The sequence below is a fragment of the Streptomyces sp. GQ60 genome (genome assembly GCF_059758875.1).
In genome coordinates this window covers 18,287-30,105 of record NZ_JCAXEG010000008.1, presented here as the reverse complement: position 1 = coordinate 30,105, position 11,819 = coordinate 18,287, and the positions used below count along the sequence as shown (strand labels likewise).

Below are 11,819 nucleotides of genomic sequence, written 5' to 3'. Positions count from 1 at the left end.
CGCGCGCGAGCGCGGAGGCGGCCCGTACTCATGCCCCGGGGAACGGTGGAAGGGCGGGGGAGGGGACGAGCCCGCGCAGCGGGGTCAGCCGGTCGGTGTCAGCAGGCAGCGGCCCACCAGCCCGACGCCCGCGTCGAGGGACTCGGTGAACTCCTCCGCCAGATCGGGGGAGCGGCGCAGCGACCAGAGCAGGCGGGCCGAGGCCCAGGCCCCCGCCCGGGCCCGGTCCAGGCTCCAGGCGCCCAGCAGGTGCGTCAGCGGGTCCGCGATCTCCAGCAGGTCCGGGCCCGGCATCAGGTCCTCCCGGATGTGCTCCTCCAAGGAGACCAGAGTGTCGCCGACCCGGTCGAAGTCCGCTTCGAGCGCGGCCGGTTCACACTCGAGCGAGCGGCAGGTGGCGACCACCGCCAGGGCCAGGTCGTGGCCGATGTGCGCGTTGATCCCGGCCAGCGCGTGCTGGAGCGGCCGGATCCCGGGGTGGCGGCGGTACTGGAGGAGCGGCCGCCAGCAGGCCGGGGCCCGGTCGGCCTCCACCGCCGTCAGGTAGCGCTCGGCGAAGCGGACGCTGAGCGTTTCCGCCCGGCGGGGCGAGGGGAACGCGCCGTGCGCGATCCCCTCGTGCAGGGTCTGCGTCACCGTGAGGTACACCCGGTTGAAGACGGCGACGCCGTCCCGCTCGGGGAGCCGCTCGTCCAGGGCGCGCATCCGCGCCAGCACCGCTTCCATGGGGACCATGGGACGCAGCGTCGCAGCCGCGGGCCGGGATCAGGGGAACTTGGCCGTACGCTTCGCCGGTTCGGGCGAAACTCCGTCAACCCTGCTTGTCCCCGGCCTCGCCGGCGGCGCTCTCCACGGTCCCGTCGGCGGCCCGGCCGGCCGTCCCGGCGCCCGAGTCGTCGTACGCCGACGTGCCCGCGTCCAGCAGGGGCTCCTGCTGCTTCAGGTGCGCCGGCGCGAAGTACCGCAGGGCGTGGTAGCCGGTGATCACGACGATCGTGCCGAGCGCGATCCCGCCGAGCTCGAAGCTGTCGGTGATGTTCAGCTCGACCCCGCCGACCCCGATGATGATGCCGGCCGCGGCCGGCACCAGGTTCAGCGGATTGCGCAGGTCCACCCGGCCGTTGATCCAGATCTGCGCGCCGAGCAGGCCGATCATCCCGTACAGGATCACGGTGATCCCGCCCAGCACCCCGCCGGGGATCGCGGCGACGACCGCGCCGAACTTCGGGCACAGGCCGAAGAGGAGCGCGAAGCCGGCCGCCGCCCAGTAGGCCGCCGTGGAGTAGACGCGGGTGGCGGCCATCACGCCGATGTTCTCGGAGTACGTGGTGTTCGGCGGGCCGCCCACCGCCGTGGAGAGCATCGACGCGGCGCCGTCGGCGGCGATGGCGGTGCCGAGCTTGTCGTCGAGCGGGTCGCCCGTCATCTCGCCGACGGCCTTGATGTGCCCGGCGTTCTCCGCGATCAGCGCGATGACGACCGGCAGCGCGATCAGGATCGCCGACCACTCGAAGGCCGGAGCGTGGAAGGTCGGCAGCCCGATCCAGTCGGCCGTGGAGACCCCCGACAGATCGAGCCGCCAGTGGTCCACGGCCTCGGGACCGCCCACCGTCGAGTGGATCTTGCCGAAGACGAGGTCGAAGACCCAGGAGATGCCGTACCCGAAGATCAGGCCGAGGAAGATCGCGATCCGCGACCAGAACCCCCGCAGGCAGACCACGGCCAGCCCGGTGAACAGCATGGTCAGCAGCGCCGTCCACTGGTCCTGCGGCCAGTACGTGGACGCCGTCACGGGCGCCAGGTTGAAGCCGATCAGCATCACGACCGCGCCCGTCACCACCGGCGGCATCGCCGCGTGGATGATCCGCGCCCCGAACCGCTGGACCGCCAGCCCCGCCAGGAACAACGCCGCGCCGACCACGAAGACCGCGCCCGTGACGACCGCGCTGTCCCCGCCGCTCGCCCGGATCGCCGCCGCGACCCCGACGAAGGAGAGCGAGCAGCCCAGGTACGAGGGGACCCGGCCACGGGTCGCCAGCAGGAAGATCACGGTGGCGACGCCGGACATCATGATGGCGAGGTTCGGGTCCAGTCCCATGAGGACCGGAGCCACGAAGCTCGCCCCGAACATCGCCACGACGTGCTGGGCGCCCAGCCCGGCGGTCCGCGGCCACGACAGCCGCTCGTCCGGCCGCACCACCGCGCCGGGGGCGGGAGTCCGCCCGTCTCCGTGCAGGGTCCAGCGCACGCCGAGGCCCATGTTCCACCGCTTTTCGTTCGTTCATCGCCAGGTCGGGTGAATCGTCAAACTACGAGGCCGCGGACGGCCAGGCGATATTTTACGGCCGCATAGCAGCAGGTTCGTCCCGGTTGGTCGTCTCCGCCGCTCCGGCGGCCCCCGCGGCCACCGGCCGCTGCCGCAGTACGGTCGCCCCCGCGATCAGCGCGAACGACAGCAGCGTGACCAGCCCGAACGACACCACCAGCGAGGTCGCGTCGGCCACCGCGCCGATCGCCGACGGGGCGATCAGCCCCGAGGTGTACGTGATCGTCGCGACACCGGCGATGGCCTGCGCCGGGGCCGGACCACTGCGCGCGGCCGCCGCGAAGGCCAGCGGGACCACGACCGCGATGCCGAGCCCGATCAGCCCGAACCCGGTCAGGGCCGCCGCCGGGTGGTGGACCGTCACCACGAGCAGCCCGCCCGCGGTCGCCAGGGCGCCGCCGACGCGGACCGTGCGTACGGCCCCGAACCGGTCCACGACCTTGTCCCCGGCCAGTCGGGCGACCGCCATCGTCAGCGCGAAGGCGGTGGTCGAGGCGGCGGCGAGACCGGCATCCGTGTGCAGCACGTCCCGCAGGTACACGGCGGACCAGTCCAGGCTCGCGCCCTCCGCGAAGACCGCGCAGAATCCGATCCCGCCGATGAACAGCGCGGACTTCGGGGGCAGCGCGAAGTGCGGCGGCGCCTCCTCCCCGGCGGTGTCGGTCCGCAGGTCCAGGACGCGCCGTACGGCGAGCAGTCCGGCGGCCGTCAGGGCGAGCGCGGCGACCAGGTGGTGCAGACGGGCATCGACGCCGGCGTGCGCGGCGAGCGTGCCGGCGGCCGAGCCGATCAGGGCGCCCACGCTCCACATGCCGTGCAGCGAGGACATGATCGAGCGCTTCAGCCGGTTCTCGGTCTCCACGCCCAGCGCGTTCATCGCCACGTCCGACATGCCGGCGGTGGCTCCGTAGACGAAGAGCACGAAGCAGAGCGTCCACAGGTTCGGGGCGAGGCTCGGGAGGACGAGGGCGAGCGTCCACAGGCTCAGCAGCATCCGCAGGGCGGTGCGCGCGCCGAACCGGTGGTTGATCCGCCCGGCCAGCGGCATCGTGAGCGCCGCGCCGAGCGCGGGGAAGGCGAGGGCCAGGCCCAGGGTGCCCGCGCTGAGCTGCGCGTGGTCCTGGATCCACGGGATGCGGGTGGCGAAGGAGCCGGTGACGGCGCCGTGTGCGCAGAAGACGCCGGCGATGGCGAAGCGGGCATGGCGCAGTCGCGCCGGGCTGAGGTCGGTTTCCCCGGTCATGAGTCGTAAACTATCAGGGACCCTGCCTGATAGTTAGCCCCCGGAACTCCTAGGATGGGCGCCGTGACTCCTGCCAAGGCCCTGACCGCCGCCACCCGCGCCGCGTCGCCCGCTCCGTCCCCCGCCTCGCCGAGCACGGCCCGGGCCATCAACGACCGGCTCGCCCTCCAGCTCCTCCAGGAGGAGGGCCCCCTGACGGCCCCCCAGCTCAAGGAGCTGACCGGCCTGTCCCGCCCCTCCGTCGCCGACCTGGTGGAACGGCTCACCGGAGCCGGACTGATCGAGGTCGTGGGGGAATCCGGCGAGCAGCGGCGCGGACCCAACGCCAAGCTCTACGGGATCGTCGCGCGGCGGGCGTACCTCGCCGCGCTCGACGTACGGACCGACAGCGCCACGGCGGTGATCGCCGACCTGCTCGGCCGGCCGCTGGCGCAGGCGGACCTGCCGGTGGACGCCGTGGACGAAGCGGTGGACCGGCTGGAGGAGCTGGTCCGGGAGGCGGGCGCCGACCGGCTCCACACCGTGGTGATCGGAGCGCCGGGACTGGTGGCCCCCGGCAGCGGAGAGCTCCGCGACACCGCCGGCCTGCCCGCCTGGCACCGGGACCTGGTGGCGGCGGTGCAGCGGCGGCTGCCGGCGGTGGTCGTGGTGGAGAACGAGACCAACCTGGCGGCCCTGGCGGAACAACGGGTCGGAGCCGCCCGGGACCTGGACTCCTTCGTGCTGCTGTGGCTCGGCGAAGGGGTCGGCGCCGCGGTGGTCCTGGACGGCCGGCTCCGCCGGGGCGCCTCCGGCGGAGCGGGGGAGATCGGCTTCCTGCCGGTGCCCGGGACGGGCGGCCTCCCGTCGGCCACCACCTGCGAGGGCGGCTTCCACGAGCTGGCCGGGCGGGCCGGGGTGGCCGCGCTCGCCGCGGCCCACGGCTTCGACGGGCCGGTCGAGGAGGCCGTCGCGGGCGCGGCCGGACCGGCCTTCCTCGACGCCCTGGCCGACCGGCTGGCGCTCGGGGCGGCGGCCGTCGCGGCGATCCTGGACCCCGGCTGCGTCGTGCTCGGCGGGGAGCTCGGCCGCGCGGGCGGTCCTGCCCTGGCGGCCCGGGTCGCCCGCCGCCTCACCGCCCTGTCCCCGGTCCCGACCGAGGTCCGCGCCGGCACCCTCGGCGACCCGGCGGTGCTCACGGGGGCGCGGCTCGCCGCCCGCGAGTCGGCGCAGGCCGTCCTCTTCACGGCTTGAGCCCCCGGGACCAGGGGACTTGGACGGCCGCCGCGAGGTCGCCGGGCGGTCCGGAGAACGCGAGGACCCGGTGGCCGCCGGGCCACCGGGTCCTCATGTCGGTTCACCTACGCGGTCACCCCGTGCGGGGTCAGCAGGCGCCCTGGTCCTTCCAGACGCCCCACTCGCCGGTGGTGCCGGGAGTCTCGTTCTGCGTCCACCACTGGGCCTTCCAGTTGCGGCCCTGGTGCGAGACGACGTTGCCGGCGTTGTAGACGGTGCCCGCCACGTACGCGGGGTTGGTGCACGTGCCGCCCGGAGGGGTCGTGGGCGGGGTGGTCGGCGGCGTGGTCGGGGGAGTCGTCGGCGGGGTGGTGGGCGGCGTGGTCGGCGGGGTGGTGGTGCCGCCCGGCTGGACCACGGTGACGCCGCGCGCCAGGTCACCGGCGAGCGAGTACGTCGTGCCGGAGATGTTCACCGTCCAGTTGGAGGGCGTGGAGACCGGCAGGTAGTAGTTGAAGGCCAGGTCGACCGAGGCGCCCGGGGCGAGGGTCTGCCACGCCGGGAGCTTCAGCGAGACCCGGTGGAAGTCGCCCTTCAGACCGCCGACGTTGCTGCCGGTGTGGTCGCTCTTGATCACCTTGGTGCCGAAGCCCGACTGGTCGGAGGCGTTGGCCGGAGACGCGGTCGCGTAGTCGAACTGGAACTCCGTGCCACCCGGCAGGGTCGCCGTGGTGTTGTTGGTGATCTTGAGCTTCGGGGTGATCGGGTAGTTGGAGTCGCCGAGCTTGAACTCGGTGAACTCCGTCTTGATGTCCACGGCCTGCGTCGGCAGCGCGGTGTTGGACTTCTTGGCGCCGTACGGGGAGGCGGCCTTGAACTTGTCGTACATCAGCGAGGTGAGCGTGTCGCCCATCTCGTACTGGCCCTTGGCGGCGTTCCAGCTGTAGTCGCCCGCCATCTCCCAGACCATGGTGCCGCCGATGCCGCGGTCGATCACGTAGTCGGCCTTGGCCGCCACCGACTGCTCGTCCTCCGTGGAGAGGAAGACCTTCTTCTGCGCGTTCCACAGCCACGGCGCGACCAGGGTCGAGTCGTACTTGCGGGCGTAGGTGCCGGTCAGCGTGGTGTTCGCGGGGAAGCCGTACTTGGTGACGTAGTCGCCGACGATTCCCTTCTCCAGGTTCTTGGCGTGCCACATCGGGTTGGAACCGGCCGGCGACTCGACGCCGTTGGTGTCCTTGTCGTGCCACAGGTTGTCGATGCCGACCGCGCCGTCACCGCACTTGGTCAGGCCCGCGCCGGCCGGGCAGGTGGTCGCGGAGGCCTTGCCCCACAGACCGTCGGTGCCGCCCTGGACGTTCTTGTGGCCGCGGGTGTAGTAGGGCAGGCCGATGTTGATGCGGCCGGCCGGCATGGAGCCGCGGAAGTAGTGGTAGGCCCAGTCGGTGTTGAGGTAGCCGATGTTCCCGTACTGGGAGCTGCCGTACACGTTCGCGGCGGCGAGCTCGGCGTCCTTGCCGTCGTCGAAGAGCGAGGCGTTGGGGCCGACGTACTCGTTCCAGGCGCCGTGCAGGTCGTAGGACATGATGTTGACGTAGTCCAGATACTTCTGCATCTGGAAGGTCTCCATGCCGCGCAGCAGGTAGCCGGAGGAGGGGGCGGCGACGGTCAGCAGGTAGTGCTTGCCGTCGGTGGCGCCGGCCCGGTCCAGCTTCTCGCGCAGGCTCTTCATCAGGGCGTCGTAGCCCTTGACCAGACCGGCGCGGCGGGCGTTGGCCAGCTGCCAGTCCAGCGGGTTGCCCGCGTCCTTCATGGTGGTCGGGTACTCGTAGTCGATGTCGACGCCGTTGAACCCGTACTTGCGGATGAACTCGACGGAGGAGTCCGCGAAGGTGTCGATGCCGGCCTGGTTGACCGAGCCGTCGGCGTTGGTGGCCATCGAGTAGAAGCCGCCGGAGGCGACGCGGTTGCCGTCGTCGCCGAAGTAGCCGCCGGTCTCGGCCCAGCCGCCGACCGAGATCAGCGTCTTGACGTTCGGGTTCTGCTTCTTGAATTTGTTCAGCAGGTTGAAATTGCCCTTGTAAGGGAGGGCGGGGTCCATCTCGGCGCCCGCGACGCCCGGCCAGGTCATCCCGGTGGCGGAGTTGTTCGCGTTGTCGGCGCCGACGGAGATCTTGTTGTCGCTGCCCACGTGGGCGAAGGCGTAGTTCAGGTGCGTGACCTTGGACCACGGGATGTTGTGGGGCAGGTAGGCGGGCGTGCCGTCCTTGCCCGTACGCCAGCCCGTGAAGTAGCCGATGACGCGGCGCTGGTGGTCGGCGCCCATCTTCTCGCGGCCCTCGGTGTCGTAGACCGAGCAGTACGGGACGTCCACGCCCGCGGTCTTGTACAGACCGTCGGGGCGACAGGACTCGTTGTCGGCGGCGTGCGAGACGCCCGCCGAGAGCCCGGCTACCAGCAGACCGGCGATTGCGGCGCCGGACGTCAGGAGCATGGCCCTCGTCTTGGTGGGGGACAGCATTGTGCCTCCTGGGGAGGGGAGGATGGCAGGACACAACAGGCTGGAACGTGGTGCGTGTTGGCCCGTGACGTGCGCACATCTGACGGGCTGTCTCCCGGGGAAGATGAAGGGAACGTTAAGAGGACTAGACCAACCCGTCAATAGGTCTGGACCAAAGTGCGCGATCCGGCAAGGCTCGGTGCGCTTCCTTCGGGGTCCCGTCGAGGCCCCGCCAGGGTTCGGTCGATCCGCCGTCGAGCCGCCGTAGGGGCTCGGGCTCGCGGCCGAGGGGGGGGCATGCGCGGGGAGAGGGGCGGCGGGTGGGAATCCGGCTCGAACGTGGTGCGCGTACCGTGCGTAAAGGGAGCGAATCGACCGAACGGTGCAACCGGCGCGCTCAAAAGCGACCGAAGGTGTGACCCAGGCCACATTGACTCACTCGCATGGCTGCCGATCACCCGTGGCACACTGGCTCCAGTACCAGTAGCAGCGCACTCCGGGGTCGGTGTAATTCCGAACCGGCGGTTATAGTCCGCGACCCGTCCGCATCCAGCGGCCGGTTGACCAGGTGAAATTCCTGGACCGACGGTTAAAGTCCGGATGGGAGGCAGTGCGCGGCGGGCCAGTCACCGGTACGCCGCCGTCGGCGGTCCATCGGCGTAGCCCCAGGGATATGCCGTCGAACGGACCGTGTTTTCGGCCTCGGCGTCCCCGCGTGTGCTACCCGCTTCATCTGTCGTATCCCGACAGGCCCCGGAGTCCGTGCCCGATGAGGCAGGAGGACCCGGTGGCGACACACGCCGCGCACGCAGCACCCGACGCGGGCACCCGCGCCATGCGCCGAGCCATCGAGCTCGCCGCCCGCGGACTCGGCTCCACCAGCCCCAACCCGGTCGTCGGCTGCGTCATCACCGACGCCTCGGGCAGCATCGTGGGCGAAGGCTGGCACGAGCGGGCCGGCGGCCCGCACGCCGAGATCCACGCCCTGAACGCTGCGGGCCCGGCGGCCAGGGGCGGCACCGCCTACGTCACCCTCGAACCCTGCAACCACACAGGCCGTACGGGACCCTGCGCGCAGGCCCTCATCGCCGCCGGGATCACCCGCGTGGTCTACGCCGTCTCCGACCCGAACCCGCAGGCCAGCGGCGGCGGTGCCACCCTGCGCGCCGCCGGGATCGACACCGGGGCCGGACTGCTCGCCGACGACGCCGAGGCGGGCAACGCCGCGTGGCTGACCTCCGTGCGCCTGGGCCGCCCGTACATCGTGTGGAAGTACGCCGCGACCCTCGACGGCCGCGTCGCGGCCGCCGACGGCACCAGCCGCTGGATCAGCTCCCCCGAGTCCCGCGCCGACGTCCACCGGCTGCGCGCCGAGTCCGACGCCGTCGTCGTCGGCTCCGGAACCCTGCGCGCCGACGACCCGCACCTCGCGGTACGGGGGATCGACGGTTTCACCACCGCCGACCAGCCCCTGCGCGTGGTCCTGGACACCCACGCCACGATCCGGCCCACCGCCCGGGTCCTGGACGAGGCCGCACCCACGCTGATCGCCGTCGCCGAGGACGCGGACACCCGCCACCTCGCCGGAGCGGAGCTGGCCCGGCTCCCGTACGACAAGTACGGGATCTCCGTGGACGCCCTGCTCCGCGAGCTGCACGGGCGCGGCATCCGCTCCGTCCTCCTCGAAGGCGGCCCCACCCTGGCCGGCGCCTTCGTCGCCGCCGGGGCCGTCGACAAAGTCATCGGCTACCTCGCCCCCGTCCTCCTCGGAGCGGGCCCCGCCGTCCTCGCCGACGCCGGCATCGGCACCCTCGCCGACGCGCTCCGGCTCCGGATCACCGAGACCGTCCGCATCGGCACGGACATCCGCGTCACCGCCGTCCCCGCGTCGGCCCCCTCCGCCCCCACAGCCCTCAAGGAGCACTGAGTGTTCACCGGAATCGTCGAAGAACTGGGCGAGGTCGTCGCCGTCGAGGAGCTCGCCGAAGCCTCCCGCTTCCGCCTGCGCGGCCCGGTCGTCACCGAGGACGCCAAGCACGGCGACTCCATCGCCGTGAACGGCGTCTGCCTGACGGTCGTGGAGACCGGCGACGGGGAGTTCACCGCCGACGTCATGCAGGAGACCCTGAACCGCTCCAGCCTCGGCGCCCTCACCCGGGGCTCCCGGGTCAACCTGGAGCGCCCGATGGCGCTCGGCGGACGGCTCGGCGGCCACCTGGTCCAGGGGCACGTGGACGGAACCGGCGAGATCCTCTCGCGGACCCCCTCCGAGCACTGGGAGATCGTCAAGGTCGCCCTCCCGGAGAACCTCTCCCGCTACGTCGTCGAGAAGGGCTCCATCACGGTCGACGGCGTCAGCCTCACCGTGGTCGAGGCCGCCGCCGACTGGTTCACCATCAGCCTCATCCCCACCACCCTCGCGCTGACCACCCTGGGCATCAAGAAGCCCGGCGACCCGGTCAACCTCGAGGTCGACGTCCTCGCCAAGTACGTGGAGCGACTGCTGGCCGCCGGCGCCACCCCGCCGGCCCCGAACGTGCCGCACGGGACGGGGGAGCCGAAGTGAGCGCCCTGACCTGGCTCAACACCGAGGCCTTCGAGGTCTTCGGCCAGAAGGTCATCTGGTCCGACATGATCGGCAACCTGATCGGCCTGGGCGCCCTCGCGCTCGGCTGGCGGCGCTCCATATGGACCTGGCCCGCCCAGCTCCTCTCCGGTCTGATCCTCGTCGGCGCCTACGCCTCCGCCCACCTCTCCGGCGGGGTCGGCAAGCAGCTCCTCGTCATCGGCGTGGCCGTGTGGGGCTGGCGCGCCTGGCAGCGCGGCAAGCGGGACGCCCAGGACGGCTCCATCGCCGTCCGCACCGCCACCTGGAAGGAGCGCGGCCTCCTGCTGGCCGGCGCGGCCGCCGGGACCCTGGCCGTCGGCGGACTGTTCAGCCTCTACCCCAGCCTGTCGTGGAGCCCGTGGGCGGACGCCTACATCTTCGTCGGCACCATCGTCGCGATGGTCGCCCAGGCCCGCGGCCTGGTCGAATTCTGGTTCGCCTGGCTCCTCGTCGACCTGGTCGGCGTACCCCTCGCCTTCAACAGCGGACTGGCCTTCTCCGGCCTCGTCTACGTCGTGTACTTCGCCCTCGTCCTCTGGGGCGCCTACGACTGGTACCAGCGCTCGCGCACCACTATCGCCCCGGCTCTGGAAGGAGCAACGGCATGAACACCCCGAACCCCGTCCTCAGGCCCGTGCCCGACGTCGAGCTGGAGACGTTCCGGCTCGACCCCGTCGAGCAGGCCATCCGCGACATCGCGGCCGGCCGCCCGGTGGTCGTCGTGGACGACGAGGACCGCGAGAACGAGGGCGACCTCGTCATCGCGGCCGAGAAGGCCACCCCCGAGATCATCGCGTTCATGATGAGCGAGTGCCGCGGCCTGATCTGCGCCCCGATGGAGGGCGACGAGCTGGAGCGGCTCGAACTCCCGCAGATGGTCCAGCACAACACCGAGTCGATGCAGACCGCCTTCACCGTCTCCGTCGACGCGAGCGGCGCCCACGGCGTCACCACCGGCATCTCGGCCGCCGACCGCGCCACCACCCTGCGGCTGCTGGCCGACGGGGTCTCGGGCCCCGCCGACTTCGTCCGCCCCGGGCACGTCTTCCCGTTGCGCGCCAAGCCCGGGGGCGTCCTGGTCCGCAACGGCCACACCGAGGCCGCCGTCGACCTCGCCCGCCTCGCGGGCCTGCGCCCGGCCGGCGCCATCGTGGAGATCGCCGGCGAGGACGGGGTGATGCTGCGGCTGCCCGAGCTGATCCCCTTCGCCCGCAAGCACGGCCTGACGATCATCTCCATCGAGGACCTGATCGCCTACCGTCGCTCCGCCGAGCCGACCGTGCGCCGCGAGGCCCAGGTCAATCTGCCGACCTCCTTCGGCCACTTCACCGCGTACGGGTTCCGCTCCACCGTGGACGGGGTCGAGCACGTCGCCCTCGTCCACGGAGAGATCGGCGACGGCGAGGACGTCCTGGTCCGGATGCACTCCGAGTGCCTGACCGGAGACATCTTCCAGTCGCAGCGCTGCGACTGCGGCCCCCAGCTGCACACCGCCATGGAGCGCGTCCAGGCGGCCGGCCGCGGTGTGATCGTCTACCTGCGCGGCCACGAGGGCCGCGGCATCGGCCTGCTGTCCAAGCTGCGCGCGTACGAGCTCCAGGAGCGCGGCCGCGACACCCTCGACGCCAACCTGGAACTGGGCCTGCCCGCGGACGCCCGCGACTACGGGGCCGGCGCGCAGATGCTCGCCGACCTCGGCGTTCACAGCGTCCGGCTGCTGACCAACAACCCCGAGAAGTCGGCGGCCCTCATCAGCCACGGCATCAAGGTTTCCGACCGGGAGTCGATGCCCATGGAGGCGGGCGAGCACAACCTTCGCTACCTGCGCACGAAGCGGGACCGGATGGGCCACGACCTGCCCTGGCTGGACGGGGCCTCCACCACGTCCGCCTGCGGCAACCAGTAACCAGTAACCGGTAACCGGTAA

Annotated in this window: 9 protein-coding genes and 1 riboswitch; of the genes, 5 read left to right on the top strand and 4 right to left on the bottom strand. The window is 72.0% G+C overall.

The genetic code is table 11. The features are described from left to right. Positions 1 to 84 precede the first annotated feature (84 nt). The 3 genes from AC6CKD_RS20900 to AC6CKD_RS20890 all read right to left on the bottom strand — a co-directional run bounded on the left by AC6CKD_RS20900 (position 85) and on the right by AC6CKD_RS20890 (position 3,569). Positions 85 to 735, bottom strand: coding sequence for a DUF5995 family protein (locus tag AC6CKD_RS20900; RefSeq protein WP_498328970.1), 651 nt, complete (start codon positions 733 to 735; stop codon positions 85 to 87). Between the two features lie 76 nt (positions 736 to 811). Then, positions 812 to 2,260, bottom strand: coding sequence for a uracil-xanthine permease family protein (locus AC6CKD_RS20895; RefSeq protein WP_498328969.1), 1,449 nt, complete (start codon positions 2,258 to 2,260; stop codon positions 812 to 814). Positions 2,261 to 2,339: 79 nt separating this feature from the next. Continuing rightward, positions 2,340 to 3,569, bottom strand: a complete 1,230-nt coding sequence (locus tag AC6CKD_RS20890) for an MFS transporter (protein ID WP_498328968.1) — start codon at positions 3,567 to 3,569, stop codon at positions 2,340 to 2,342. Positions 3,570 to 3,623: 54 nt separating this feature from the next. Here AC6CKD_RS20890 and AC6CKD_RS20885 point away from each other — a divergent pair, with 54 nt between their 5' ends. Further along, positions 3,624 to 4,802, top strand: coding sequence for an ROK family transcriptional regulator (locus AC6CKD_RS20885; RefSeq protein ID WP_498328967.1), 1,179 nt, complete (start codon positions 3,624 to 3,626; stop codon positions 4,800 to 4,802). A gap of 130 nt (positions 4,803 to 4,932) precedes the next feature. Here AC6CKD_RS20885 and AC6CKD_RS20880 read toward each other — a convergent pair whose 3' ends face one another. Continuing rightward, entirely contained in the window at positions 4,933 to 7,305 is a 2,373-nt protein-coding gene (locus AC6CKD_RS20880; protein WP_498328966.1) for a chitinase C-terminal domain-containing protein, read from the bottom strand. 466 nt (positions 7,306 to 7,771) lie between these two features. Continuing rightward, positions 7,772 to 7,902: riboswitch (FMN riboswitch) on the top strand. Positions 7,903 to 8,053: 151 nt separating this feature from the next. Here AC6CKD_RS20880 and ribD point away from each other — a divergent pair. Genes ribD through AC6CKD_RS20860 form a run of 4 tightly spaced genes read left to right on the top strand, consistent with a single transcriptional unit; the run spans position 8,054 to position 11,798 of the window. Further along, positions 8,054 to 9,211, top strand: coding sequence for a bifunctional diaminohydroxyphosphoribosylaminopyrimidine deaminase/5-amino-6-(5-phosphoribosylamino)uracil reductase RibD (gene ribD / locus AC6CKD_RS20875; RefSeq protein ID WP_498328965.1), 1,158 nt, complete (start codon positions 8,054 to 8,056; stop codon positions 9,209 to 9,211). Then, on the top strand, positions 9,212 to 9,850 hold the full coding sequence (locus AC6CKD_RS20870; RefSeq protein WP_498328964.1) for a riboflavin synthase: 639 nt from the start codon (positions 9,212 to 9,214) through the stop codon (positions 9,848 to 9,850). It abuts the gene before it with no gap. After that, positions 9,847 to 10,500 carry a nicotinamide mononucleotide transporter family protein gene (locus tag AC6CKD_RS20865; protein ID WP_498328963.1) on the top strand — a complete coding sequence of 218 codons (654 nt, stop codon included), beginning with the start codon at positions 9,847 to 9,849 and terminating at the stop codon, positions 10,498 to 10,500. Before AC6CKD_RS20870 ends, AC6CKD_RS20865 begins: the two co-directional genes overlap by 4 nt. After that, positions 10,497 to 11,798, top strand: a complete 1,302-nt coding sequence (locus tag AC6CKD_RS20860) for a bifunctional 3,4-dihydroxy-2-butanone-4-phosphate synthase/GTP cyclohydrolase II (RefSeq protein WP_498328962.1) — start codon at positions 10,497 to 10,499, stop codon at positions 11,796 to 11,798. The genes AC6CKD_RS20865 and AC6CKD_RS20860 overlap by 4 nt, the downstream gene beginning before the upstream one ends. The last annotated feature ends 21 nt before the right edge of the window (positions 11,799 to 11,819 follow it).